The organism is Paenibacillus puldeungensis, assembly GCF_042678945.1.
Classification (GTDB): domain Bacteria; phylum Bacillota; class Bacilli; order Paenibacillales; family Paenibacillaceae; genus Fontibacillus; species Fontibacillus puldeungensis.
The window spans coordinates 114,285-139,834 of the sequence record NZ_JBHTLM010000010.1; the positions used below are offsets into that span (position 1 = coordinate 114,285).

General features: G+C 51.3%; 22 protein-coding genes. 8 read left to right on the plus strand and 14 right to left on the minus strand.

The genetic code is table 11. The features are described from left to right. Nucleotides 1–79: 79 nt before the first annotated feature. Nucleotides 80–556 (plus strand): DsrE/DsrF/DrsH-like family protein, encoded by a 477-nt coding sequence (locus tag ACFQ3W_RS14975; protein WP_379320042.1) that lies wholly within the window; start codon nt 80–82, stop codon nt 554–556. Nucleotides 557–586: 30 nt separating this feature from the next. On the opposite strand, the gene ACFQ3W_RS14980 is transcribed toward ACFQ3W_RS14975, so the two are convergent. From ACFQ3W_RS14980 to ACFQ3W_RS14990, 3 genes are read right to left on the minus strand one after another with little or no spacing between them, the layout of a single operon-like run. Then, nucleotides 587–1,576, minus strand: a complete 990-nt coding sequence (locus ACFQ3W_RS14980; protein ID WP_379320043.1) for a FecCD family ABC transporter permease — start codon at nt 1,574–1,576, stop codon at nt 587–589. Further along, nucleotides 1,573–2,598, minus strand: coding sequence for a FecCD family ABC transporter permease (locus tag ACFQ3W_RS14985; RefSeq protein ID WP_379320044.1), 1,026 nt, complete (start codon nt 2,596–2,598; stop codon nt 1,573–1,575). Before ACFQ3W_RS14985 ends, ACFQ3W_RS14980 begins: the two co-directional genes overlap by 4 nt. A gap of 19 nt (nt 2,599–2,617) precedes the next feature. Then, entirely contained in the window at nt 2,618–3,622 is a 1,005-nt protein-coding gene (locus tag ACFQ3W_RS14990; RefSeq protein WP_379320045.1) for an ABC transporter substrate-binding protein, read from the minus strand. A gap of 266 nt (nt 3,623–3,888) precedes the next feature. On the opposite strand from ACFQ3W_RS14990, the gene ACFQ3W_RS14995 reads away from it, so the two are divergent. Further along, nucleotides 3,889–5,403 carry an aminotransferase class V-fold PLP-dependent enzyme gene (locus ACFQ3W_RS14995; protein WP_379320046.1) on the plus strand — a complete coding sequence of 505 codons (1,515 nt, stop codon included), beginning with the start codon at nt 3,889–3,891 and terminating at the stop codon, nt 5,401–5,403. Between the two features lie 43 nt (nt 5,404–5,446). Here ACFQ3W_RS14995 and ACFQ3W_RS15000 read toward each other — a convergent pair whose 3' ends face one another. The 4 genes from ACFQ3W_RS15000 to pcp form a co-directional block, all read right to left on the minus strand. After that, nucleotides 5,447–6,361 carry a DMT family transporter gene (locus tag ACFQ3W_RS15000; RefSeq protein WP_379320047.1) on the minus strand — a complete coding sequence of 305 codons (915 nt, stop codon included), beginning with the start codon at nt 6,359–6,361 and terminating at the stop codon, nt 5,447–5,449. A 477-nt stretch (nt 6,362–6,838) separates the two neighbouring features. Further along, the gene (aguB, locus tag ACFQ3W_RS15005; RefSeq protein WP_379320048.1) at nt 6,839–7,717 is read right to left on the minus strand and encodes an N-carbamoylputrescine amidase; all 879 of its coding nucleotides are present in this window, start codon (nt 7,715–7,717) and stop codon (nt 6,839–6,841) included. A gap of 32 nt (nt 7,718–7,749) precedes the next feature. Continuing rightward, the gene (locus ACFQ3W_RS15010; protein WP_379320049.1) at nt 7,750–8,781 is read right to left on the minus strand and encodes an agmatine deiminase family protein; all 1,032 of its coding nucleotides are present in this window, start codon (nt 8,779–8,781) and stop codon (nt 7,750–7,752) included. Nucleotides 8,782–9,241: 460 nt separating this feature from the next. Further along, nucleotides 9,242–9,847: a pyroglutamyl-peptidase I gene (gene pcp, locus ACFQ3W_RS15015; RefSeq protein WP_379320050.1), complete on the minus strand. Its 606-nt coding sequence runs from the start codon at nt 9,845–9,847 to the stop codon at nt 9,242–9,244. A gap of 306 nt (nt 9,848–10,153) precedes the next feature. On the opposite strand from pcp, the gene serS reads away from it, so the two are divergent. From serS to ACFQ3W_RS15040, 5 genes are all read left to right on the plus strand, one after another. Then, nucleotides 10,154–11,434, plus strand: coding sequence for a serine--tRNA ligase (gene serS, locus ACFQ3W_RS15020; RefSeq protein WP_379320051.1), 1,281 nt, complete (start codon nt 10,154–10,156; stop codon nt 11,432–11,434). Between the two features lie 85 nt (nt 11,435–11,519). Beyond that, the gene (locus ACFQ3W_RS15025; RefSeq protein ID WP_379320052.1) at nt 11,520–12,692 is read left to right on the plus strand and encodes a C40 family peptidase; all 1,173 of its coding nucleotides are present in this window, start codon (nt 11,520–11,522) and stop codon (nt 12,690–12,692) included. Between the two features lie 157 nt (nt 12,693–12,849). Beyond that, nucleotides 12,850–13,494, plus strand: coding sequence for a guanylate kinase (locus ACFQ3W_RS15030; RefSeq protein ID WP_379320053.1), 645 nt, complete (start codon nt 12,850–12,852; stop codon nt 13,492–13,494). Nucleotides 13,495–13,566: 72 nt separating this feature from the next. After that, a complete protein-coding gene (locus tag ACFQ3W_RS15035) occupies nt 13,567–14,127 on the plus strand; it encodes a GNAT family N-acetyltransferase (RefSeq protein WP_379320054.1) in 561 nt (186 codons plus the stop codon). A 79-nt stretch (nt 14,128–14,206) separates the two neighbouring features. Then, on the plus strand, nt 14,207–15,526 hold the full coding sequence (locus ACFQ3W_RS15040; protein ID WP_379320055.1) for a glycosyltransferase: 1,320 nt from the start codon (nt 14,207–14,209) through the stop codon (nt 15,524–15,526). Between the two features lie 121 nt (nt 15,527–15,647). On the opposite strand, the gene ACFQ3W_RS15045 is transcribed toward ACFQ3W_RS15040, so the two are convergent. The 6 genes from ACFQ3W_RS15045 to ACFQ3W_RS15070 all read right to left on the minus strand — a co-directional run bounded on the left by ACFQ3W_RS15045 (nt 15,648) and on the right by ACFQ3W_RS15070 (nt 21,812). Continuing rightward, complete coding sequence (locus ACFQ3W_RS15045) at nt 15,648–16,712, minus strand: LLM class flavin-dependent oxidoreductase (RefSeq protein WP_379320056.1); 1,065 nt, start codon at nt 16,710–16,712, stop codon at nt 15,648–15,650. A gap of 108 nt (nt 16,713–16,820) precedes the next feature. Next, nucleotides 16,821–17,702: a hypothetical protein gene (locus ACFQ3W_RS15050; RefSeq protein WP_379320057.1), complete on the minus strand. Its 882-nt coding sequence runs from the start codon at nt 17,700–17,702 to the stop codon at nt 16,821–16,823. A 154-nt stretch (nt 17,703–17,856) separates the two neighbouring features. Beyond that, on the minus strand, nt 17,857–18,879 hold the full coding sequence (locus tag ACFQ3W_RS15055; RefSeq protein WP_379320058.1) for a hypothetical protein: 1,023 nt from the start codon (nt 18,877–18,879) through the stop codon (nt 17,857–17,859). Between the two features lie 56 nt (nt 18,880–18,935). Beyond that, entirely contained in the window at nt 18,936–19,571 is a 636-nt protein-coding gene (locus ACFQ3W_RS15060; RefSeq protein WP_379320059.1) for a DUF2997 domain-containing protein, read from the minus strand. Nucleotides 19,572–19,588: 17 nt separating this feature from the next. Next, nucleotides 19,589–21,220, minus strand: a complete 1,632-nt coding sequence (locus ACFQ3W_RS15065; protein ID WP_379320060.1) for an AAA family ATPase — start codon at nt 21,218–21,220, stop codon at nt 19,589–19,591. Then, nucleotides 21,213–21,812: a 4Fe-4S single cluster domain-containing protein gene (locus ACFQ3W_RS15070; RefSeq protein ID WP_379320061.1), complete on the minus strand. Its 600-nt coding sequence runs from the start codon at nt 21,810–21,812 to the stop codon at nt 21,213–21,215. Before ACFQ3W_RS15070 ends, ACFQ3W_RS15065 begins: the two co-directional genes overlap by 8 nt. A 326-nt stretch (nt 21,813–22,138) precedes the next feature. Between ACFQ3W_RS15070 and ACFQ3W_RS15075 the strand changes: the two genes are divergently transcribed. Then, nucleotides 22,139–22,345: a sugar diacid recognition domain-containing protein gene (locus ACFQ3W_RS15075; protein WP_379320062.1), complete on the plus strand. Its 207-nt coding sequence runs from the start codon at nt 22,139–22,141 to the stop codon at nt 22,343–22,345. A 79-nt stretch (nt 22,346–22,424) separates the two neighbouring features. On the opposite strand, the gene ACFQ3W_RS15080 is transcribed toward ACFQ3W_RS15075, so the two are convergent. Beyond that, nucleotides 22,425–25,538, minus strand: a complete 3,114-nt coding sequence (locus ACFQ3W_RS15080; RefSeq protein ID WP_379320063.1) for an alpha-mannosidase — start codon at nt 25,536–25,538, stop codon at nt 22,425–22,427. Nucleotides 25,539–25,550 lie beyond the last annotated feature (12 nt).

Below are 25,550 nucleotides of genomic sequence, written 5' to 3' on the forward strand. Positions count from 1 at the left end.
TTGCTGGTCCGACTCAGGTCGACCCTGAATTACAATAAAAGATGAACCGGAGGAGATCCGGATGAGGAGGCAGCATGTCATGAGCAAAAGAATGAATCTGCTGATGTTCAGCGGAGATTACGATAAAGCGATGGCCGGGCTGATCCTAGCCAATACCGCACGGGAGATCGATGTGGAGGTTACGATGTTCTTTGCCTTCTGGGGGCTCTTCCTCGTGCGCGATCCCGACAAAATGACACTGGATGACAAATCGTTATACGAGAAAATTATGAGCCTGATGACCCCAAAGGGACCAGAGGAGCTGCCGTTGTCCAAGATGAATTTTAGTGGTCTCGGCAAGCTGATGCTGACAGAGATGATTGAAGACAACGAAGCGCCCAAGCTGATCCATTTCCTAAAGGGAGCGCAAAAGAAAAACGTCAAATTTTACGGCTGCAAGCTTTCCGTAGACATTATGGGCTTTAAGCCGGAAGAGTTCATTCCGGAGCTGGAAATCGTCGACGCCAAAACATATTTGCGTGATGCGCTGGAATCCGATATTCAGCTGTTTATTTAAAAATAAATCAGCTTCCAGGGGCCTCTGCCCCTAGCCTGCTGCCGGCGATTTTCGATTTACAAGCAGGTAAATAAAATAAGGGGCGCCGATTAAGGCGGTTATTAAGCCGGCCGGGATTTCTACCGGCGGAAGAATAATCCGTCCGAGCAGATCGGCCACCGTGACGAGCAGGGCGCCCATGAGCGCCGATACCGGCAGGAACAGGCGGCTGTCCGAGCCGCCGACGAGCAGCCGCGCGGCATGCGGGACGACCAGGCCGACGAAGCCGATGGTGCCGGCCACGGCAACGGAGCTCGCAGCTAGGCCGACGGCCGCCCCGAGGAGCAGCAGCCGAACGGCGTGAACGCGCAGGCCTAAGCCGCTTACGGTCTCTTCGCTCAACAGCAGCAAATTGATTTTTCTAAAGTTGAACAGCATAACCAGCGCGCCAATCACCGTCCATGGCCAGAGCATCTCAGCGTGCTGCCACGATCTTGCGTATAGGCTCCCTTTCAGCCAGACCAGTGCCTGTGCCGAATCCAGCGCAAACTTGACGATCATGAAGGTGATTAACGCATGCAGGCCGGCGGAAATCGCAACGCCCGCTAACGCCAGGCGTTCAGGCTTTATACCTCCTGGCCCCGCCGAAGCGGCATATACGATGAAGCCTGCCACAACAGCTCCGGCAAATGCCGCGACCGGTAACAGGAGCGGAGGGGAGCTGGGAAATAGCAGCAGCATAATCACTGCCGCTAGTCCACCCCCGGCAGATACCCCTACAATGTCGGGCGCCGCTAGCGGGTTACGCGTTACGCTTTGCAGTACCGAGCCTGACAAAGCCATGTTGATTCCTACTAGCACGGCAATGACAAGTCGCGGCAAACGATACTTGAATACAATCCCCTTCCCCTCCATAATGCCACTCAGCATCTCGGAAAAGGAAGTGGACACGGCCCCGAGGCGGAGGCTCAGCAGTGCAGCAGCCGCCAATAGAGAAAGGCCAGCTAGCATGATGAGCGTAAATCTAATCCTTTTGTTCATTTCACATCCCCTTTCTTGCTGCGGAGCAGATAGACGAAGAACGGGGTGCCAAGAAGCGCCGTAATAATTCCTACCGGAATATCAGCCGGGTAGGTGATCCACTGCGAGGCAAAATCCGCGAGCACAAGCAGATTCGCTCCCAGCAGCGCCGAAAAAGGCAGTAGAATCCGGTAGTCATGGCCAACGAGCCTGCGAGCCATATGCGGAACCATTAACCCGATAAAGCCTATGGGGCCAGCTACCGCCACCGCGCTACCGGTGAGCACTACGATCAAAACAGAAAGATACCTGCGGATTCGAAGCGTGTTCATCCCGAGGCCCTGCGCTGTCTCCTCCCCGAGAACAAGTACATTCATCCGCTGGGCCAGTGCAAAGGAGCAGACCAGCGCCACCAGCACAGGGATCAATATGATACGGATGTCATCCCAATTCGAGCCTGACAGCTTTCCGGCCATCCAATACAAAATTTCCGTCAGCTTGTTTTCATGCAGTAGAATGGTACCCGTTGTTAGCGCCCCTAGAAACAAGCTTACTGCAGACCCCGCCAAAACAATCCGATAAGGCGAATACCCGCTGCGAAACGCCAGTACATAAATCAGGCTTCCTCCTGCCGCTGCGCCAAGGAAAGCTGCTCCTAAAATCAGCCATGAAGCATTTTGCTCTCCGAACAGCACCAAGGCGATCACCACAAAACAAGAGGCCCCTTGATTAACCCCCAAAATCTCCGGATCAGACAGCGGGTTGCGCGTCATTCCTTGCAGTAAAGCCCCCGCAGCGGCAAGCCCGGCTCCTAACAGCACAGCGAGCAGCACGCGCGGGACGCGAACATGCCAGACCGTATAGCTTACCGCATCATTGGACTGGGTGGCAAAGACCTCAGCCAGATGTCGCAAGGAAATGCCTTTTACTTGAAAAAGGGCTGAAGCCGCCCCAAATATGATCAATAGCAGCAAAAAGAAGCAGAAATAAAAAACAGAAGAAACAAACGGGGTCTTAACCCGTTTGTCCCTTAATGGCGCCATATGCAAGCTTGCTCACTCCTTACTTTTGGGCAGACTTGCCGGTCAGCTGCGAAATCGCCTCATCCAAAATTTTGTTTGCCGCAATCGGCCCGCGTCCGCGCGACCAAATATTCCGGTCCACGCGGATCATATGCTGATTTTTTACCGATGTCATCTGTTTAAACAACGGGTTGTCTTTATATTTATCCAGCTCGTCTCCATAGATGAAAATGTAGTCCGGATTAATTTCGCTCAGTCGCTCAAGCGTCATGTTAACGACCTCGCCCTTCCCCTCAACCTCCGACTTTTCCCCCTGGAGCGGATAATCCACTCCGATGTCGGTTAAGAGAGAGCCGACAAACGAATCCTTCAGCCATACCGCAAACTCGTCGTCAAAGAGGCCGACAACAAGCACTTTTGGATTGCCTGTAATCTGCTGCTTAGCCTCGGCAACTTTTTTCTCCAGATCAGCCCGAATTTTTGCAGCCTCCTCTTCTTTGCCGACCGCTTTTGCGATCAGATCCATGTTGCTGAGGATTTCTTCATAGCTGTTATCGTCTAAAGCAATGGTGGACGTAATCGCCTGCAGTTCATTCTTGATCATGTTGTGGCGGTCCTGGCTGGCCAGAATCAAATCCGGGCCTACCGATTCAATCACTTCCAGGTTAGGCGCCTTGCGCTCGCCCACGTCCACTACGTCCGACGTGATTTGGTCCTGCAAATATTCCGGGATTCTCGACTCGCTGACCCCGGCGTTTCCAACCGGCATTACACCTAAGGCAACCATTGTATCAATAAATGAAAAGTCTAGCGTCACTACTTTTTTGGCTGGTTCAGAGAGCTCGGTCTCACCCCATGCATGTGTGAATTTCAAAGCCCCCGCCGGGTTCGCCGCTTGCCCCGATCCTTCGCTCGAAGTCTGAGTTGAAGATTGCACCGCCGCCTCTTTCGCCGAGTTATCCTTCGCTTCTCCCCCGCAGCCGGCCAACATCCCCAGCGTAAGTAAGGACGCAAATACGAGCCCGATCCATTTATTTCTGAGCATAAAAATAGATTCCCCTTTGTCTCTTTTTTGTTTGATATTGATTATCATTTTCATTAATATAATATCAAAATTTTAAGTGATGTCTACTCTTTTTTAGTGGAAATTCCTTTAACCCTTCTGGGCGGATGTGCGTATTCTAAATCGACTAGGAAAGCCGCACCGCGTTGTGTTTATTTACTTTCCCACGCCGTTTCCGTCAACACGAATGGAGCTAAATGTAAAAAGTTCAGCTAATTATGCCAATGTGTCAAAAGGGGAGAATCAACATGCTGGAAGCTGTCATCGGCAGCAGTACGTATGTACTGTCTACTTCTGACGAGGAAGAGGAATATTTCAAGGGATACCGGGATAATACGATCGGATACGAGCAAACATTTGAATCTCCTTATGGAATAAAAAAGCTGCTCTATGCCGACTGGGCGGCGAGCGGTCGCCTGTACCGTCCTATTGAAGCAAAGCTTGCTGGTGAGTTCGGGCCTTTTGTTGGAAATACCCACTCCCATTCCAATATGACAGGCACCACGATGACCGATGCTTATGAAGAGGCCAAAAGGATTATCAAAAAGCACGTCAATGCAGGCCCGGAGGACATTCTGCTGTTTGCCGGAACCGGCATGACGGGCGCGGTGAACAAGCTCCAGCGGCTGCTGGGGTTAAAGGTTCCGGATAAATTTAAAGCTGCCTGCCGAATGGCAGACGCTGATCGGCCGGTTATTTTCGTCACCCATATGGAGCATCACTCCAACCAAATTTCCTGGGCGGAAACGATTGGCGATGTCGTATGCATCCCTCCGGGGAGAGACAGCTCCGTCGACCCGGAAAACCTGGAGCGGATGCTGCGTCTATTCCGCCAACGCAGGCAGAAAATCGGCGCCTTCACAGCCTGCTCCAACGTCACGGGTTTCCGTACGCCCTACCACCGGCTGGCCCGCAAAATGCATGAGCATGGCGGCATCGCCGTTGTTGATTTTTCCGCCAACGCTCCTTATGCGGATATAGATATGCACCCCGGATCACCACTCGAAAGTCTCGACGCCATCCTGTTCTCCCCGCACAAATGCCTTGGTGGTCCCGGCACGAGCGGTGTGCTTGTGCTAAATGCTGCGCTCTGCGTCAATTCAGTCCCCGATCAACCCGGCGGCGGCACAGTATCGTGGACGAATCCCTGGGGCGATTACCGGTATTGGGCCAATGCCGAGGCAAGGGAGGAGGGCGGAACGCCCGGCGTGATGCAGGCCATCCGCACCGCGCTTTGCCTGAAGCTCAAGGAGCGGATGGGCACCGCCCGAATGCAGCGACGAGAGCAGAGGCTGACAGACTTGCTGCTGCGGGAGCTAGAGTCGGTGCCAGGGGTCCGCATTCTAGGTGGGTCCAGCCGAGAACGGCTCGGGATCGTATCTTTTACAGCCGAATCCGTCCATTACAATCTGATGGTAAAGCTGCTGAACGACCGCTTCGGTATTCAGGCACGAGGCGGCTGCTCCTGCGCCGGACCGTACGGGCATTTTTTGCTGGGCATTGGCAAGGGGGACTCCGAGAAAATCGCCAAACAGATAGAAACGGGTGATATGTCGGCTAAACCAGGTTGGGTACGTCTCTCCCTGCATCCCATGATGACGGACCGTGAAATCACCTATATTGGGGCTGCTGTCAGATCTATTATGGACAATATTGCCCTATGGAAACAGGACTACATATACGAGCCTAAATGCAACGAGTGGTCCCATCTTGGCAAAAAAAAGCCACTCGCTTTGTGCGAATGGTTTGAGTTCGAGCGTTAAAGACTGCGAAAATGATAATCATCACATCGTAATACCTTCTCTTTTACCGGATCTCAGCACCAAGGTTCGTTGCATTTCCGGCAGGCCGTACTGACGTTTTATTAGCCAAATATACGCCCCCGAGGATGAACACAAGCCCGGCGAGGAGACGCCAGCTGACTGGCTCATTTAGCAGCGTGAAGCCCCAGATGATCGCCGTGGCCGGGACCAGATAAGTAACCGTCGTGGCTAACTGCGGACTGCCTTTTTGCACCAAAAAATAGAACAAAATGTAGGCGATCCCCGAACCAAAAACCCCAAGCCCAATCAGTGCCCCTAAGGTTGGTAGCGAGGCAAGTGGAGTCAAGGAAACTCCCTCCGTCGAAAAAGCCATGATCCCGCTGCCTATCATAGCGCTAATTAGCGTGCCGAAGGTGATTTGGTACATCGACAGCCCGCTGCCAAGCCGCTTCGACCAATGCGAGCCGACCGCATAGCACAATGTCGCCGAAAGCATGCAGGCAAAACCGAGCAAATCGACCGAAACGATGGACGACGGATTTACGCCGAGCAGTACGATAATGCCGATGAAGGCAATGCCCATGCCGAACCACTGCCTTTTTACCACCGCCGAGCGAAAAAACAGCACCCCGACGATCATCGTCCAAAGGGGTGTCGTTGCATTCAGTACCGAAGCCATGCTGCTGGTCAGCCGGGTTTCGCTGAATCCGATAATCGCCCAAGGGATGGCGGTATTGACCAAGGCCATCAGCGCCATCGGGAGCCACGGGATGCTGCGGAGCTGGAATGGTTTCTTAAGAGCGAGCATGATCACCACGAGGGTGACAAGCCCAAGCCCCGAACGGAGGAAAGCCACGGTCCAGGGACCGAAATCCTGCAAAAGGATTTTGATAAAGAAAAAGGAGCCTCCCCAAATCAAGCTAAGTAATAGTAATGCCAAGTATAGTTTGCGAGCCATGGTCTTCCCCCTCTTTCTGATTTGGAAAAACGCCTAACGGCGTCCTTTGAGTTGGCATAGACTTCTACATTAGAGGGATGGGAGGGATGGGTATGGGGTTTCACCCGCTGTTAAAGTCGTGTTCTTATGGAATGGATCATGGGGTCAGAACACGACTTTAAAGGCGGGCCGTAAACTTTCCACCCCATACCCATTCCCTCTTCTGTTCTACTTCGAAGACCCCTTCTACTTCCTTTTGCTCAAAGTGGATCGTTCCCCTTCGAGTTGCTCCTACCCATCTTCCTCTTTTCCATCACCCTTCAGGACATCCGTTATACGGTCATATCTCCTTCATATGCTGACAATTTGCATACATGTAAGAGAACCACTTCGTGGCTCCCCAAAATATTTCAAATAAAAGCCCCTAATCCTGTCTGTACAGTTCAGTTTGGACACTGCAGCTGTAGGATTAGGGGCCAAAATGGTCTGTTTATGCTATCAGTCTATGCGAAGCTCGCCATCATAAGAGGTGATGATTTTGTACAGATCCGGCCGGCGGTCGCGGAAGATCCCCCATTCGATCCGCTGCGTCTCCAGTTGGTCCAGATCAAACTCGGCCACGAGCACCGTTTCTTCGGTACGGTTCGCCTCGGCGATCTTGTTGCCCTGCGGTCCCGCGATAAAGGAGGAACCGTAGAACGTGATGCTCGAATCCTCATCCGTCTCCAAGCCGACCCGGTTGGAGGCGATGACCGGCACCAGGTTCTGCGCCGCATGTCCGAGCATGCACATTTGCCAGTGGTCCTTGGAGTCGATGGAGCCGTCCTGCGGCTCGGAGCCGATTGCGGTCGGGTAGAACAGGAGCTCCGCACCCATCAGCGCCATGCAGCGCGCCGCTTCGGGATACCATTGATCCCAGCACACCCCTACTCCGATTTTGGCGTAGCGCGTCTTCCACACTTTAAACCCGGTGTCGCCCGGATTGAAGTAGAACTTCTCCTCATAACCCGGACCGTCGGGAATATGGCTCTTCCGGTACCGGCCGAGCACCTCGCCGTTTGCGTCGATCACGGCCAGCGAGTTGTAGCGGGCGTTGTTCTTTTTTTCATAGAAGCTGATCGGAAGCACCACTTCCAGCTCCTTGGCAACCTGCTGAAAATGCTTGATCGCTGCATTCTCCTCCAGCTCGGTGGCATATACGTAGTAGTCGGATTTTTCCTTCTGGCAAAAATAAGGGGTCTCGAACAGCTCCTGCAGCAAAATAATCTGCGCCCCCTGCTTCGCCGCCTCTCTAACCAGAGCATCGGCTTTGGAAATATTGTCTTCTTTATTGCACGAGCAGCTCATTTGTGTTGCTGCCACTTTAACTTTTCTCATGTTGGTTCGATCCCCCTTTAGTTATATTGGTTTCAAACTGCCGGCATTTGCTGGGTCGTGCAGTGCACATTGCCGCCCTCGCGAATGATCGCCATACCGTCAACCGTGCGTATTTTACGGTCCGGGAACGTTTCGCTCAGCACCTGGATCGCCTTGCGGTCCGTCTCTTCCGCCGCTCCGCCGAACACCGGCAGGATGATGCCGCCGTTGACGAAGTAAAAGTTCAAATAGCTCAGCGTCAGCCGCTGATCCTCAAAGATCGCCTTCGGCGGCTGCTGAATCTTGATGATTTCCAGCTTACGGCCTCGGGCATCGACAGCTTCGCTTAATATGTTGATATTTTCCTGCGTAATCTCATAATTCTCATCGTTCGGATCTTCGCATACCTGGAGAATTACTTTACCTGGCGCCGCAAAGCAGGCCACGTTGTCGACATGACCGTCCGTTTCGTCCCCATGAAGTCCACGTTTCAGCCAAATGATTTCGTCCACGTTCACGAAATTTTTGACGGCGGCTGCGATTTCTTCCCGGCTCATATGCGGGTTGCGGTTTTGGTTGAGCAGGCACTCCTCGGTCGTGAGCAGCGTCCCCTCGCCGTCCGTATGGATGGAGCCGCCCTCCAGCACCAGCGGAGCGGTAAACTGCTTCACTTGATGCGCGCTCAGAATTTGCGGAGCCACCGCATCGTCTAGATCCCAAGGCGAATATTTGCCGCCCCAGGCGTTGAAGCCCCATTTTACCCCGGCCAGCTCCCCCTCGTCACTTATGATAAAGGTAGGGCCGTTGTCGCGAAGCCACGCATCATTATGCTCGATAGGCAGGCATTCGATGCGGTCGCCGGCGTTTGCAAACCGGCCTTGGACCTTGTCCAGATCGTCCGGATTTACGATGACCGTAACCGGTTCGAATTCGGAAATGGCCCGGATAACCCCGGCATACCCCTCGCACACCTCGTTATATTGCTCCGGGTAGCACATCGAGTCCTGCACCGGCCATGAAATAAACGTACGTATATGCTGCGCCCATTCGGCGGGCATTTTATAGCTTAATTGTTTTGGATACATCGTTTCCCCCACACTCATGTCATAGAAATCAATTCCTGCGGATAAACCGCATGAAATCCCATTTTACCATGATATCATATAACAAAAAATATCCGCCCACAATGGAAGTGTTGTCCGGCAAACGGGGCGAATGAGGGGATCAGGGAATTATCATGTATTCCATGCCTATTCCTCTTGGAGTAACTCATCCCATCTACCTCTTGCTACGGTTGCGGTGTAAATTCACACCACTAAATGCATTTAGTGCAGCTATTTTCGGGCAAATTGAGGATTTCCGGATTTTAACTGTAAAACGTGCAACTAAAATGGGCTAAAACGGGAAGAAGAGGCGATTCCCCCCTTTTTAACTGCGCTTTTTACAACTAACTTTCTAAGATTGCCATAATGACAAGGATTAACTGTATAAAATGCAATTACTACGTGCGAAGACTTGAACCTAAGAACGAGATACAACCCTCTTCTACTCCAGAATCTCTATTGCCTGCTCCAAACCCGCAACCATCAAGTCCAGCGTCATGCTTGGGGCACCCTTATGCTCCAAGGCTTGCTCGGGAAGGTAAGGAATATGAACGAAACCGCCCCGCATCTCCTTCCCGCTCACCGCAATATGATGCATCAGCCCGTAAAAAAGCTGGTTGCACACGAAAGTCCCGGCCGAATCGGAAACCGAAGCCGGAATACCGCTGGCGTGGAGCCTTGCGACCATCTGTTTGATCGGCAGCGTGGACCAATAGGCTGTGGGTCCACCCGGCACGACCGGCGTATCCTCCGGTTGATTGCCTTCATTGTCCGCAATACGGGCATCATTCACGTTAATGGCGATTCGCTCAAACGAAATATCGGGGCGACCGCCAGCCTGCCCAAGGCAGATGACAACATCAGGTTCGATCAGCTCCACGGCCTCAATCAAACGATCAACGGACTTGCCGAACACCGTCGGCAGCTCCAGTCCCTCAACCATGTACGGACCGACTGTTCGCTCCTTCAGCCGCTCCATCACCAGAACGGCCGGATTGATTCGCTCTCCTCCAAAAGGCTCGAAGCCGGTCAACAATATTTTTTTCATAAAATTTTCTCCCCCCTCTTGAATAAAAACGAATCCCTGAGCTATACTGTTCACAAATATCCAAACCATGTCTATGAAGAGCATCCAACTCGGAGGCGTTTTCGTCAAGGGGAATCGTGCCGGTACGCGCGAAGCCATTCCCCCTAAGTTAACCGGGTCCGCCCGTTACCGCGGAACAAAGAGGATTGAACAGTCTTAGGCTTGTTCAGTCAATTTGGGTGGCACCGCGAGAATATAAGCGCTCCTCGTCCCAACGGACGAAGGGCGCTTTTTTGTCTTTTTACACCTATTAAAGGAGCGGTGACCATGTTAGACATTAAATGGATTCGGAAAAACGAGGAGCTCGTGCAACATGTAGCAAATCAAAAGGGTATTCCCCTCTCGATCGCGGAGCTTCTGGAGTGGGACGACAAACGGCGGCTGGCCTTGCAAGAAGTGGAGCAGTTGCGACAGGAACGAAACCGGATGACTCAGCAGATCAACACATTCATTCGGGAAAACCAGCAAGAGCTGGCAGAGCGGCAAAAACAGGCGGTACGTGAAGTCAACCGTCGTCTCGACACCTTGGAGCAGGAGCAACGGGAAGCCGAGCAGCGCTATCGCGAGCTGATGATGCTGGTTCCAAATCAGGTGTCGCCGGATACGCCGGAGGGGCGCTCGGATCAGGACAATGTGGAGATCAAGCGAGTCGGCGAACCGAGGGCATTTGATTTCGCACTAAAAGACCACGTCGCTTTAGGCGAGCTGCATCGCATGATCGATATTCCCCGGGGCGTAAAGACGGCGGGCAGCCGCAGCTACTATTTAACTGGAGTGGGCGTTGCCCTCCACCGGGCCGTGCAGCAGCTGGCCATAGACCTGCTCGTGAGCCGGGGCTTCCAGCTGCTGGAGGTGCCGCTCATGGTGCGTACGACGGCCATGTACAATACCGGTTTTTTCCCGATTGGGGAGGATCAAACCTATCGGTTGACGGAAGAGGACCAGTGGCTGGTCGGCACCTCCGAGGTGCCGCTCGTGTCGTATTACGATCACGAGATCGTCGATGTAACTAAGCCGATTAAGCTTGCGGCGGCTTCGGTTTGCTTCCGGAATGAAGTAGGCTCGGCGGGCCGGGATGTGCACGGGTTGTACCGGGTGCATCAGTTTGCCAAAGTTGAACAGGTCATTCTCTGTGAAAACAGCCTGGACACCTCGGAGACTATGTTTCAGGAAATTACGAAAAATGCCGAGGAGCTTTTGCAGCAGTTGGAGCTGCCTTACCGGGTCATGAACGTTTGTACGGGCGACATGTCCCAAAAGACGTACAAACAGTGGGACATCGAGACGTGGATGCCGAGCCGGCAGGCATACGGAGAAACTCATTCGTCGTCGCAGCTGCTCGATTTTCAGGCCCGGCGTTCCCAGATCCGGTTCCGCGATGCCGCAGGCAGCTTGCAGTACTGTTACACGCTGAACAATACGGCGGTGGCCTCGCCGCGCATCCTGATTCCACTCTTGGAAAATCACCAGCAAGAAGATGGCTCGATTCGCATTCCAGAGGCCCTGCAGAAATATATGAACGGGCTGGATATCATCCGGGCGGAATAGCCCGCCGGAAAAATTTGGCACACAACAAATCAACTTTACTATCGTCCAACTATATGAAAATACATCCAGAAATCAGGTGATCGTTGTGACGATACGCAAACGTGTAATTGCTGGATTGCTGGCAGCTTCGCTGCTGCCTTCCGCCGCTCCGTATGCGGGAGCGGAAGAAGCTGCGGGGTCAAGCGGGCAGCCAGTTCCGGCTGTCGGCAGCCAAACCGAGCCGGTTGTCTACAGAGCCGGTAGCAGCGGCAACGGCAATGCTAGCAGCACCAGTGCCAGTAGCAGCGCAAGCCCCAATGTCGGCAGCACCGACAGCACCATCGCCGTCTACTTGGACGGTAAGCTGCTGCAGCCCGAGACGGAGCCGCTGAACGTGAGCGGCACCGTGCTCGTACCGATGCGGGGCTTGTTTGAGGCCTTGGGCGCCAAGCTGTCCTGGAACCGGGACAGCAAAACCGTAACGGCCGCCAAGGCTGGCACCACGCTCATTTACCGCATCGGCGAGCCTTCCGCGCAGCTGAACGGACAAGCGCTGCCGCTCAGTGTACCCGGCCAAATTGTGGGCGGGTACACGATGGTGCCGCTGCGCTTTGTCAGCGAAGCGCTGGGAAGCAGCGTGGACTGGGACGCCGCCGCAAAAACGGTGCGGATCACTTCGGAGCTGAAATATGAGACGACTGTCAAGTGGGGCGTGAACCTTCGCAGCGCGCCGAATGCCTCCGCAGACAGCGTCACCAAGGACATGCTTCCCACCGGGGAGAAAGTGCACGTCGTCCGTGAGGCCGGACCCTTGTGGCTGGAGGTACGCACCCGCGACCGGCACAGTGGCTATATTTCTGCAAAGCCGAAATATACCGACTATTCAAGCCCCTCGCTGATTGCGCTGCAGGCGGACGAGCTCATCGCCTACGGAAAAAAATACTTAGGCGCTCCGTACGAATTTGGTGCTTCTCCGGATCAGACAGATACGTTCGACTGCTCCTCCTTTGTCCAGCGTGTCTTTCAGGATACGCTCGCCATAGAGCTTCCTCGCGTCTCCTACGATCAAGCCAAGGAGGGCACGGAAGTCAAAATTGAAGACCTGCGCAAAGGAGATTTGCTCTTTTTCAGCGCACGAGGGCTAGACATCGGACATGTCGGGATTTACGCAGGCAACAACGAAATCCTGCACACGTACTCCAAGAATCAAGGCGTTCATATCGAGCCATTCACCGCCTCTTGGCGAGAACGATTTGTGACTGCTCGGCGAGTATTTTAGAGCGTAGTCCTGCTTACAGGGCTATTTTCCCTGAAACCTACGAATAGCATAAGCTTTTTGCTGCTTTTTGCCGAAATATAATATATAGAAGTAAATGCAGCAAGGAGGTGAATCCCTGTGCGGGCAAGGTGAACCCTTGTCAGGCGTAGGGTAAGATATGTGGGACTGGCTAAAAACATCCAAGACAACGCATGGCAAACCAGAAACGAAGGCCGAACCCGACAAAAGCACCGAACCCGTTCCGGCTGAAACCCCTGAGCTCAAAATCATTATTATCACAGGCACCAGCGGTTCGGGACGCAAGGCTACAGCCAAGAAGTTAAGCACGGATCTCGGAATTCCTTACGTGCTATCGTACACCACGCGTGCCAAACGCCCGAATGAGCAGGACGGAGAGCATTATCACTTCGTTTCGACTGATGAATTTCAGGCTATGGCAGGCCGGGATGAATTTTACGAAGCAGTGACCCTGGAGCGAGGCCGTTATGGCGTCTCGAAAAATGAGCTGAATCAGGCGCTGGAGAAGCGGAAGGCTGCGATCATCGTCGTGAACTGGGATGGGGTGCAAACGTTCCGCAGAGAGTTCGGACAAGGAGCGATTCGGATCTTCCTCTACGTTACCAAGGATGATATCCGGCTGCGCCAGGAGCGGGAAGCCGCACCGCCAGAAGTGCTGGAGGAGTATTTGCGAAACTACCCGGACCAGGTGATTCACAAGAAAGAATCGGATTACCTTCTGCAAAACATTGAACCATCCGTAACAGTGGACAAAATCAAAGCGTTCTTGCATGATAAACTATAGAGTGCCTAAAAGGGACTTCCGGTTCGCCGGAGGCCTTTTTAGTTTTTAATAATTTTATAGGGAGGCCTACATATGAACATCAGACCGGCTGTTATGGAGGATGCATTGCCGTCAGCCCGGCTGCTGTATGATGCACTGCATGATATCGCCCATCAGCTAACGGGGCAGGAAAGCAAAGAGGATGCAATTCGCGGTATGGCTGAGTTTTTTGAAAAAAAAGAAATCCGGCTTGGTTATCCGCAAGCCTTGGTCAGCGAGATCGATGGCAAGGTTGCGGGGGTTATCGTTACTTATGCGGGGAACGAAGCAGAGCAGCTCGATCGGCCAATCGTGGAACGCCTTCGGGAAATGAAACACGACCCATCCATCACACTCGATAAGGAAGCCGATGAGGATGAGTTCTACATCGATACCTTATCCGTTTCGCCCGAGTACGGCGGACAAGGAATCGGCTCCGCCCTGATGAAGGCAGCGGAGGAACGTGCAAAGCAGCGCGGTTTTCACAAAATCGCACTGGCCGTCGTAACAGGGAACGACCGGGCATACTGCCTCTATTTGCGAAGGGGTTTTCAGGTGGATAAAGAAATCATGATTAACGGGCATGTTTATTATCATATGGTTAAAGCCTTATAGGTCATTTGTCCATTTCGCGGCGGCGGGGCGAACGTATAATAGGTACGAAATCACGAATGAAGAGGTGATCCCCCCGCCCATGAAATACAGCGTCATTATCCCTGCTTACAACAGATCGCAGCAGTTAATGCTCACCTTAGCGGCGTTTGAGAAACAAACGTATCCCATGGATCAATTTGAGGTGGTTGTGGTAAACGACGGCTCCACCGACGATACGCTGGAAAAATTGCAGCAATACCAAGCTCCATACCGACTGGCCATCGTGAACTTGGCACAAACGAGCGGAAGGTCAGCAGCACGAAATCGGGGTGTTGCTGAAGCAAACGGGGAATACATTATTTTTTGCGACCCGGACTTTCTTGTATCTCCCCACTTTATTCACGTGCACGATTCATATCATCGGCAGCACCCGAAAGCCGTCGTATCCGGCGTCCCCTACCTGTTTATGAACGCTTATACGCAGCTGCATCCCGACTTCTCCGAAGAAGAGAAAATGGCTATGTCTGGAGTGCTCATCCCCGCCGGCTTGTGGAGCGAGCATTTCTTGCACACGAATGAACGGATTGAAATCGTCACTCGGGAAGATATCCTGAATGAGACTGATCGGCTGTCAAAGGTAATCGCTCCTTGGGAGCCCGTAGAGTCCCACTATGCCCAGTTTTCTACTACGGATGTGGCCCCTTGGCTTATGGCAATTACCCGCAATTTATCCCTGTCGAAACAACTGTTTGATCGAGTCGGCGGCTTCAACGAAACCTTTCAAAAGCATGGGCTGGAGGATTGGGAGCTAGGCTACCGCCTCCATCGATACGGCTGCGCCTTTATTAGCATGAATGAGCCCGTAGGTTATCATCAGGAGCACCCGTCAGGGCACCGAACGGAGGATACCCAAGGGGAAAACATCAGGATTATGTTCAAAACGCACGGTTTTGAGGATCCGGAGCTGTCTTTGTTTGCTGTGATGTCACCTTCCGAGGGCATTGAAGCGTACAAAAATATGTTGCGTATTTTGCAGGCATGGCGTAAGAGCAAACGGGCAGCTTTGCGTTACGCGGCCAAGCGGGTGCGCCGGGCCTGTACACGGAGCGCCAGACTGTTCTACAAAAGTCCCGGCTCTCCTGAATATGAGCGTTTCAAAACTGTACTCAAAGAAGCCTTCACGGCGGCGCATGCTATATACACAGAAACACAGGTCGCTGGCAAAAACCACAGAATAAAAGCTGTCCTTAGCCAAGCATGCCGCAGCTTGATGCCAGTGACTCGGAAATCCGTACCTCGGAGGTCCTTTGCTCGAAGATCCTTTGCTCGAAAGACCTTTACTCGGAGGTCCTCTACTCGCAGGGCTGTTGCCCGGAAGCGCAAAGGACTCCGAACTAGAAAGCGGCTCTCCCGGCGCTGACTTCGATTATGTTTTTTGGGGGGATGAGGCAAATCCCCGTTTTGTCCGGCAGCACCTCCATTACGGGGGTGCTCCTTGGTCAAACTTCATCTCATGAGTAGGTGACCTTCACCTCTCACCTCTACTCTTTCGGTTCCCCGGCCGCTTCCCAGCGCGCTATTTCCTCGCGTACCCGCGGCGCTACTTCAGTTCCGAGCAGCTCAATCGACCGCATGACATCCTCATGAGGCATTGTGCCCAGCGGGCAGTGCAGGAAGAAACGAGTGATGCCTACGTTTTTGCGTAGGTGAATGATTTTTGCGGCTACCGTCTCCGGATCGCCGACGTACAGCGCACCTTCGAAGCTTCGTGCGGCATCGTAGCTGGCGCGATCGTAGTGGCTCCATCCCCGCTCCCGGCCGATGACGTTCATGCTGGCCTGCGTTGACGGAAAAAACTTCTCGACTGCAACGTCGAGCTTATCTGCGATGAACCCATGGGAATGCGAGGCCACTGGCAGCTTCTTGACATCATGGCCCGCCTTGGTCGCCGCTCTCTTATAAAGCTGAACAAGCGCAGCAAACTGAATCGGCCGGCCTCCGATGATCGCCAAAACGAGTGGAAGTCCCCGCATCCCTGCTCGGATCACCGACTCCGTATTTCCACCACTGCCGATCCATACCGGTAATGGCTGCTGAACCGGCCGCGGATATATCCCCAAGTCATGAATAGCCGGTCGGTGCTTGCTGCCTGCCCAGGTCACTTTTTCCGAATCCCTCATTTTAAGCAGCAGCTCCAGCTTCTCATCGAACAGCTCCTCGTAATCATTAAGATCGTATCCAAACAACGGGAAAGACTCGATAAAAGAACCGCGCCCGGCCATAATCTCCGCGCGTCCATTTGAAAGCCCGTCGAGCGTAGCAAAGTCTTGGAAAACCCGAACCGGATCGTCCGAAGATAGTACCGTAACCGCACTGGTCAGCCGAATCCGCTTCGTTTGCGGAGCCGCTGCCGCCAGTACAAGAGCCGGGGAAGATGCCGCATAATCTTTGCGGTGATGCTCACCCACGCCAAATACATCCAGCCCTACCTGATCGGCTAAAACGATCTCCTCAACGACCTCACGCAAGCGCTGGGCATGACTGATAACCTCACCGGTCACTACATCCGGCGTCGTCTCAACAAATGTACTAATTCCAATTTCCATGGGTCGCCCCCCGTTTCTCAAAATTATTGTATCTACAAATTAAAATTTCTTCTTTATGAGGTAAGCATATACTTTTATGTACAATAGCGCAAAAAAGCTAATTATGAATCAACGAGGCGTAGCCGAACGCGCAGATCCATCAGAAGCACTTGAGTCAGTGGACCGGGAAACCATTATCTTTCCGCTCACTTCAGGCATAGCCCCGGAATTCAGCTTCACCTGATCCAGCGCTTTCAGCAGCGAGGAGATAAATTGTTCTGGCGAGCCTTGATAGCTCCCACCGACCAAGTAAAGGTGTAGTATTATTCCATCAACCAACTTCATCGTGATGACTTTCTCACCGCTATACTTGCCAGAATTAAAAATATGGAGACCCATAATATCATTTAATCGAATTTCATATTGTTCCACTTCCGACGAAGTTTTTAATCGAACCATTTTCAATCGATCCGTAGTTATAACAAATACCTTGGAATCGTATGGCGCTCTTGACCAGGAGGTAGAATCCTGATAGAACCCAACTACCATCTCATCCAAGTTAATAAGGCCCCTTTGCTCAAGCTCCAAGAGACTATGACCATCCATGGCAGTATGCTGCTTTATTCTTCGTTTAAGCGTGAACTGGACATAATAAATACCTGCGACCGATGCAGCCGTGGCGTACCAAATTTGATATTCCAGCACCCAGCATACAATAATTGTAAGTAGCATGATACATTGACTTACCGTTAATCGGATTCGCTTTCCCCGAGGGGATAGCCGGTAAAACCAAAACCCTTTCCCAGGGCGGTAGTGGGGGATATTTCCCTCAAGCAGTTTGCCATACGTGATTGTCATGATCAATGCCAGAACTAAAAATAATCCCCCTATAAAAAGCCATACCCATTCTTTTACATAAAAAAGCAGAACCTCAGATGGAATCAGCACGAGAATTATATTCCTACAGGCCTTATATACTGTCCTAGTCTTATCCTTTGCTACGTTTTCCAAAGAGAACACCTCCTTAATCCATAATGGTCATTATATAGCCTACGATCCCAGATAAATGGCCTTAGTCCTTAAATTCATTGGACTAAGGCCATTCCTTAAGTATCAGTCCCTCTAAATTGGGCAGATGGCGTTATATGGGGTCCATTTCACGTTCCTAAAAATCAATTTTTCGTCTGTTCGTTGTGTCAGGGGTTACCATTTGGCCTCTTTCCTGGGCTACCTCTATAGCACCACTCGGCCGACTCTGATCTTGCACTGTATCAGGATAATTTGATGGCGTATAGTTGGCTAAATCAAGATGTCTGATTACGGGACGTGGTGCTCCTTCATTAAAGCTCGGTTCAGCAGGTTTATTGCGCATCGCCTTACCCGTCTGTTCAGGAACTGCTCCGGGATTCATTTTCACTTGATCCAGTGTTTTCAACAACGAGGAAAAGAACTGCTCCGGCGAATCCTGGTTGCTTTCCCCGGCAACATCAAGGTGGATAAGCGTCTGATCATTCATCAACAGCGCGACAAGCTTTCCCCCACCGTGCCTCCCGGTATCCACAAATTTCAGTCCAAAAATATCTCTCAGCCGAATCTCGTAACGCTCTCCTTCCTCTGGGGTGGTCATTCGGATAACAACCAGCCGATCCGGCGTCAATATAAGGATCTTAGCGTTCTCGGGAACCTCCGACCAGGAGAGGAAATCCTTGTACAATGAGATGACCGATTCTTCCGGTTCAATAATGCCTAGCTCCTCCAATTCAAAGAGGCTGGCATCATCCACTTCTGTATGGAGCTGGATTCGGCGCTTTAACATGACCTGAATATAGTAAATACTGAACAGCCCACCAACAGCTGCATACCAGCTATGATGTCCAGACATCCAATAGAGGAGGACGATAAGGAAAAGCGTCCACTGGGTTACCGTGAAATAAACCCTTTTGCTCTGGGGCGACATTCGATAGTACCAATACCCTTTTCCCGGTTGAAAAGGAGCAATCGTCCTCATCAGCATACTACGACTTGAGATTATAGCAAGGATGATCAATGCGTCAAATGCCCCGGTAAACAATGTCCCTGTCCAATCCTTGGTAATCACAAATAGGAGTGTAATCGGAATAAGAATGCACAGTGCGATCCAAAACATGATATATTTTCGTCTAATTTTGTTATACCCCTCGTTATCCATGAAAGAAGCTCCTTTATAAGATAGATATCCAGCCCAGCTTTGTTAGGTAATATTACTTAACGGCTGGTTAGCCGCAGTACCTGTAGTTCGCGATCCTCAACCGTTGCTTGATAGGAAGGCATCCATGTTCTCTGTATCGTTGATCCCTGAGTATCCGCTAATAGCGATTCTAAAACGGATGTTGCATCGGTACAGGAGCGCCCTATAACACCCTGAACCTTCTCCTCAATCATGCCGTCGTCATTTCTGGTGACGGTAACGGACTTGCCGGAAGCACCGAAAGTGAGCACAAATGATACCCCTTCCTCCGTCTTATTCTCACGGACTTCCGCGTACAGCCCTGCTTCCCTGTATTTCTTACAGGCGGCATTCACGGCGCAGCGCAGATAAGCAACTTGAACTTCCGATAAAAGCTGCTCACCGGCAGCATCAAGCTCCTCGCCAGACAACTCGCTGGACTCTACGTTCGGCTGCAGGCCATCTTCCGATTCCATGAAAATGATATTAAGGTCATCTCTAGTCCCTGTTAACAGTTTGCCAAGGGGCTGGCCTCCGATCCCGAGCCGCTTTTGCAGATCAGAACCGAATACGTTCCATGCGACATTTTCCGGGTTCAATCCCATATCCCGCATCGCTCGAAAAAGCAGCCGCTTATCTCTAAAAATCATTTGAAACGTTGTACAGTGGCTCATCTTGGTCCCTCCTTCTACTAAAAATCGATACTCCGTCCGCCAGTTACCTCACTGGCCGAGGCGCTCCCCACGGCTGCAGTCATGACCTGCTCAGGAGTGAGGCTGGCTCGCACAGCGTTTTCCATCGCCCAATTCCGCATATAGCCGATATCTTCCTTTCGCACTCTGCTTAACGGAACGGATTGGAGAATAGCTCTCTCAAAATCAGCGGTTGTAACGTCCTCTTCAGGGTGCACCGCCGAGTTTTTCACAAAAAATGCCTCCAATAACGCCTGATTTACGCACGCCTCAATCTCCGATCCAGTCAGTCGAACACCATCTCCCCAGGTAGATTCACCGGACAGCTTGACCATTTTGCCAATGTCAAATTGATCAGGGTCTCGCTTGATGCGTTTGATATGAATGCGGAATATTTCTTCGCGTTCCTGCTCATTAGGCAGATCGACAAAGAAGATTTCATCGAATCTCCCTTTACGAAGCAGTTCGGGTGGTAGGCTTGCGATATTATTGGCCGTAGCAAAAACAAAAACAGGGCTTTTCTTTTCCTGCATCCACGTTAAAATCGTGCCGAACACTCTTGATGTCGTCCCACCATCCGTCTGGCTGCTGCTCGCTTGTCCGGATAGGGCCTTTTCAATCTCATCAATCCAGAGGATCGAAGGAGAAACGGCCTCGCACATGGCGAGGGCCTGCCGAATGTTGGCTTCCGACGTCCCAACGTACATTCCGAAGACACGCCCAAGATCGAGTCGAAGCAGCGGCATTTTCCAAGCTGCAGCTACACACTTCGCGCTTAAGCTTTTTCCGCAGCCAGGTATCCCGACTAGCAAAACCCCTTTAGGCCAGCCAATCCCGAACTGTTCAGCTTCAGGCGTATAAGCCTGTTTGCGGATCTCCAGCCACTTCTTTAAATTGTCGAGACCTCCAATATCGTTCGTTTCCAGGTTTTCCGTCTCCACGTACTCTAAAATGCCAGCCTTACGAATATTCTGTTTCTTCTCCTCCAAGATGAAGTCAATGTCCTGTCTGGATATCCCTTTATTCTTAACTAATGACTTCGCCAGACAATTTTCAATTTCCGTCTTGGATAGGCCTATCGCCGCTCTTCCTAGTGCGTCTAATGTCGGATCCGAGCAGTCGATGTTCAGTTCCGTTCGATCGGCATACTGTTTAGCAAATTGTGAAATGATGCTCTTTAGCTCGGCAAGATCGGGATAAGGCATATCGATAATCGTTACTTCTTTTTGAAGCTCCACCGGGATATCCGCTAAGGGGCCAACAATAATTGAGTTTGATGGCATTCTCTCCCGAATTTCCTGCGAAAGCTCCTTAAATCGCCGGACATATACAGGCGAACTATTCAAATGAGACTGGAGGTCCAGCCATACGAAAAGGGAGGGCTCCTCTGCAAGCTGCTCTACCTTGGCTATGGCCGTCATCAAATCCACGGTATTCGGATCGATGGCTTGATCATCATTCATGGTCAACCCTTTGGTGCACGACCAAGTGAGCAATCGCTTATTCAGCTTGGCCGCCATACTTTTAAGAAGATCCAGAGCTCTTTCTTCCTCTAACGTATTTATGAGGATAATGCCATAGCGTGCGCGAATGAGGACTTCAAGTTCCTGAAGAAATTCATCTTTAGTCATCGCTTAAACCTACTTTCATGAGATTAGAAAAAATTTCACGCAGCCTCTTGTCCGGATACCCGGATAACCTAAGCGTATCGTCTGACTGAAAGGACACCTCCATACGCCGTTCCGGCGTAAGGGTATCCGGCTTAATCCGATCGGTTACAAGGATAAGCTGCTTGGAATTCCAAATTTCGGACGGATCCGTTCCTTCCACATAAGGTCCGGCGAGTACTGCATCCGCCAGAAGAATCGCTGAACGAGCGGCTGGCGAGGCAAAAATACGCTGTGGGGCGTAGCCGCTGAAGATTAACACCGTTCCGGGATTGACCTGCCTGAATGACCTGATGAGTTCAGATACAGCTTCAGGCTGCTCCAACGGTTCTCCACCAGACAAAGTCAGTCCATCCACATTTAGCTGTCCAAGCTCCCTGCCCAATCGTTCCGGATCGGCCCCTTCGTCCGTAGCCGACATCTTCGAATGGGTACCCGGGTTAAAGCAGCCCGGACAGCCTATGCTGCAGCCCTGCACCCAGACGACAGCCCGGGTACCGGGACCATTAACGAGACTATTCGGGTTAATATCATGAATGTATAACTTACTAGTCACAGCTTCCCTTCCCTCCGATATTCTCCCCCCTCGTTTTGCCCAAAAGCTTTCGTTGGCAGGGAACTAATGGGGGAAATCCACCGAATCGTGATACGTCTGACTATTTCTCCATAATCTAACAAATTTCCTGCTTCCTAATAACTAACTCGTCTATTTGAGTTCTCCCTTTATACGATTGTGATTATGTTTTGGAGTAGTTGAAAAGTTGAAAAAATGAAATAAACACTTGATAGTTTCGTGCAAAACGCACAAATATGACTTTACTCTTTTTCAATGAAAACACATACGACGGGTAATTACTTTTTTTACAAGAGGAGGATTCCGAATTGTCTCAGCTCTCCGAGAAGCAGGCTCAGGAAATTGTCGACAAAATGATGATGGATATTCCCTATAACATCAATATCATGAATGACAACGGCATCATCGTCGGAAGCGGAAAAAGAGCCGATTCATCGACAGCAGATGCGTCGGCGTTATGGTTGGGTGGTAACTCCATTTTACAGAGAGTGGTTTCTTTTTATTTGACTAAATGAAAAAGAGGAAGTCCCTTAGTCATTACGGTGACTTTGGGACACCCTCTTCTTAATCTGTAAATCATATGATATCAGTACTTTACTTTCTTTGTAGACGCACACTGATGATCTGATTCGGAGCATAGGAGAGTTCAATGGTGTCATAATCAAAAGGAACAGGGTTCCCCGCTTTCTCCATCAAATCGCATTCTGTAGCTGACCCGATAAGAAACGGCAGCGTAATCCGAGCCGTTCCATGCGAACCATGCAATTCCGCAAAGCGGATAATCACATCTTTGCTGCCGTCTTCCGCCAGCTTAAAGGCTTGTACCTTTAAGGCAGGCGCACTGCTTTTCAAGAGAGTCCCTTCCTTGATAACCAGCTTCCGTCCGGAATATACAGTTGCCGGAAGATTGAGCTGGTAGGCACTTTCTACCAAACCATCGGCAATGCCGCTTGGACCGTGCGGATAAATAGAATACGTGAAATAATGTGTCCCCAAATCGCTTTCCCGATCAGGGCGAATCGGTGCCTTAAGCAAGCTGAGACGTATAACGTTATCCTCAACATCGCAACCGTATTTGCAATCATTAAGGATAGAAACCCCAAACATGCCTTCCGATAGATCCACCCATTTGTGACAAGGCACTTCAAAACGCGCTTGCTCCCAGGTGGTATTCTTGTTGTTCATCCGCTCCAGCACGCCCGCTGAAGTATCGGTTGAATACACCCGTGCCTTCACATTCACCGGGAACGCTACTTTCAACAATTTCTCCTTCTCGTGCCAATCCATCCACGTTTCGAAGTCGACGCGAGGACTGTTGGCATAGAGTCGAACAATCTGCACTGCCTGGCTCTTGCTGAAAGACTTCTCCATGCGTAGCGCCACAGAGATAGGGCCCTCTTCCACGATGGAGATGTTCGTCCATCCGTCAAAATTGATCTGATGGTTCTTATAGGTTTTGACGATATCCCAAGCATTGTAAATCCCCGGACAGTCCTCAAACATTTGCCACTGGTTTAGCAGCGCCCCCGGCGCGCCTACCTGCTGGTTGTGGACCTTGTCGATCATTTGTACGATATTGCCAGCTTTGTCGAAATGAACAGATACAAATGCATTCTCCAGGCAAGATAAGGAAACCTGAAGTTCAGCAGGCTTTTCCATAATAGCATCGGAAGCCTTGTACTCACCCAAACTGAACCCGTTCAGCTCAAGCTCGGTACAGTATCTTTCAGCGCCTTCGGCCGTCAACTGCTTTTGAACCGGATATACCCGATTGTCTTTGTCCACAATGGACGGTACATTTACGGGTTTATCAAAGAAGGAAACGGTTTGTGTATCGGAAAAAGCGTTCACCGCCACAAAGCTGTTGCTCTCCTGTTCCGTCATGGCATTCAGCGCTTTGGCGTTCAAATCGTAAAACTCCGCATTCATCTCTTTATAGGTCCGTATCGCATCGATGCCTACCGGCGCCGTATGACTGCCTGGGAGAATGTCGTGGAACTGGTTGAACAGGAGCTTCTTCCACGGAATGGAAAGATCCTCCTGGGGGACGACGATCTGATCCGTCAATAGGGCCGCGATGGCCGCGGTGGCTTCCGTCTGCTGTGCCAGATATTCTCCTTTGCGGTTATAGCGCTTCAATTCGCCCTTCGTCGTAAAGGTGCCCCGGTGCATCTCAAGGTACAAATCTCCGTCCCATACCGGGAATTCAGTAGTATCCGTAAAGACAGTATGCAGGTAATCCTTGCCGGTGGTCAGGCGCATTTGCGGAATGCCGCCCATTTGTTGTTCGCGATAATAATATTCCATCATTTCATTGGTAATGCCACTGCCTCCATCGCCGTATCCAAACATTTGCAGGGATTCGTCGCAATAAGACTTGTCCTGGAATGCTTCCCAGCTTCCGATTAACTGATTAGGGTCCATCCAGCTGTTGAAGTGAACTGGCGGCACACAAGCATTGACGGTCGTACCATCCAAGCCCCGCCAGAGAAAATTGTTGTGCGGAAACAGATTAGTATCGTTCCAAGTGGACATTTTATTTGAGACAAAATAATTCACACCGCCCTGTTTCAAAATCTGCGGCATGATCGGGCTGTTGCCAAACACGTCGGGAAGCCAGGCGATGTCGACATCCACGCCAAACTCTTTCAGAAAATAGCTTTTACCGTACATGATCTGCCGCGCCAAACTTTCCGCGGACACCAGATTGCAATCCGGCTCGACATACATGGCACCGACGATTTCCCACCGTCCTTCGGCCACGCGCTGTTTGACTTCCTCAAAAAGCGGCGGGTAATACTTCTGTAGCATTTCATATACCCAGGCCTGGGTATGGGAATATTTAAATTCGGGATATCGGTCCATAAGGCGAAGCTGGATCAATACTGTTCGGGCGTTCTTTTGAATTGTCTGCCCCATTGTCCAGTGGTAGGCCAGATCAAGATGGGAATGGGCCACGCAGGCCAGCTTTCCGTTTTTGCCAAACCGGCTGCTTTGCTCAAAGACCTGAGTTCGGATATATTCCCGTATAGCCGGCGCGGCCTGCCTAAACGCCTCGTTATCCTCGGTTTCGAAAAACGGAAACAGTTTGAGAATTTTCTCCACATGGCTGGTATAGAAGACTTTGGCGCCCTCCTCCATGTAATTTGCATAGGCACTCTGATAAAGCATGTCCAAGTCATATTTCAGGCCCAACATTTCTTCGTCGATCACGACCAGGCAGGGGCGCTTGAATGTCTGTATGCAACCTTTCAAGTTTCTGGCGGTTCCCCTGTCATCATCGGGCTTGGATCTGGTATAACATTCTAGAATCATGTGGTGCTGTTCACCGGCCTTTGCCGCGTCCAGGAAAGCACACCAACTGCGGTTCGGGTCCAGACCGTCTACATAACGTCCGTTATCCGTAATAATGACCTCAGTCGCTGTGTACATGTAAAGATATACTTTTTTCCCATCCAGTTCTTCGGGAATCGTAAAATCACATTGGAACATGCAAGTGACGTCGGGGCCGCCCCATTTATCTCCATCCTGGATCGGATGAAAGTCATCCTCCCAAACGTAAGCATCCGGCTCATACTGGCCGTTGCGTACCTGCCAATTGTCCAAGGGATGAATTTCGCTGAATATCCTTTGATCCACCTGCTCAAAAACAAGCTTGGACCATTTCTGCATGCTGACGCTTCTGCGCTCTACCGCGATGTGTGCCACTGCATATCCTCC

What these genes read in the sequence shown, in the direction of transcription:
- aguB (WP_379320048.1), bottom strand. Translation starts at nt 7,717, where the DNA reads ATGAGAAAAGTTAAAGTGGCAGCAACACAAATGAGCTGCTCGTGCAAT.
- ACFQ3W_RS15045 (WP_379320056.1), bottom strand. Translation starts at nt 16,712, where the DNA reads ATGGAAATTGGAATTAGTACATTTGTTGAGACGACGCCGGATGTAGTG.
- ACFQ3W_RS14995 (WP_379320046.1), top strand. Translation starts at nt 3,889, where the DNA reads ATGCTGGAAGCTGTCATCGGCAGCAGTACGTATGTACTGTCTACTTCT.
- ACFQ3W_RS15000 (WP_379320047.1), bottom strand. Translation starts at nt 6,361, where the DNA reads ATGGCTCGCAAACTATACTTGGCATTACTATTACTTAGCTTGATTTGG.
- ACFQ3W_RS15055 (WP_379320058.1), bottom strand. Translation starts at nt 18,879, where the DNA reads ATGGATAACGAGGGGTATAACAAAATTAGACGAAAATATATCATGTTT.
- ACFQ3W_RS15065 (WP_379320060.1), bottom strand. Translation starts at nt 21,220, where the DNA reads ATGACTAAAGATGAATTTCTTCAGGAACTTGAAGTCCTCATTCGCGCA.
- ACFQ3W_RS15060 (WP_379320059.1), bottom strand. Translation starts at nt 19,571, where the DNA reads ATGAGCCACTGTACAACGTTTCAAATGATTTTTAGAGATAAGCGGCTG.
- serS (WP_379320051.1), top strand. Translation starts at nt 10,154, where the DNA reads ATGTTAGACATTAAATGGATTCGGAAAAACGAGGAGCTCGTGCAACAT.
- pcp (WP_379320050.1), bottom strand. Translation starts at nt 9,847, where the DNA reads ATGAAAAAAATATTGTTGACCGGCTTCGAGCCTTTTGGAGGAGAGCGA.
- ACFQ3W_RS15010 (WP_379320049.1), bottom strand. Translation starts at nt 8,781, where the DNA reads ATGTATCCAAAACAATTAAGCTATAAAATGCCCGCCGAATGGGCGCAG.
- ACFQ3W_RS14980 (WP_379320043.1), bottom strand. Translation starts at nt 1,576, where the DNA reads ATGAACAAAAGGATTAGATTTACGCTCATCATGCTAGCTGGCCTTTCT.
- ACFQ3W_RS15040 (WP_379320055.1), top strand. Translation starts at nt 14,207, where the DNA reads ATGAAATACAGCGTCATTATCCCTGCTTACAACAGATCGCAGCAGTTA.
- ACFQ3W_RS15035 (WP_379320054.1), top strand. Translation starts at nt 13,567, where the DNA reads ATGAACATCAGACCGGCTGTTATGGAGGATGCATTGCCGTCAGCCCGG.
- ACFQ3W_RS14975 (WP_379320042.1), top strand. Translation starts at nt 80, where the DNA reads ATGAGCAAAAGAATGAATCTGCTGATGTTCAGCGGAGATTACGATAAA.
- ACFQ3W_RS15030 (WP_379320053.1), top strand. Translation starts at nt 12,850, where the DNA reads ATGTGGGACTGGCTAAAAACATCCAAGACAACGCATGGCAAACCAGAA.
- ACFQ3W_RS14985 (WP_379320044.1), bottom strand. Translation starts at nt 2,598, where the DNA reads ATGGCGCCATTAAGGGACAAACGGGTTAAGACCCCGTTTGTTTCTTCT.
- ACFQ3W_RS14990 (WP_379320045.1), bottom strand. Translation starts at nt 3,622, where the DNA reads ATGCTCAGAAATAAATGGATCGGGCTCGTATTTGCGTCCTTACTTACG.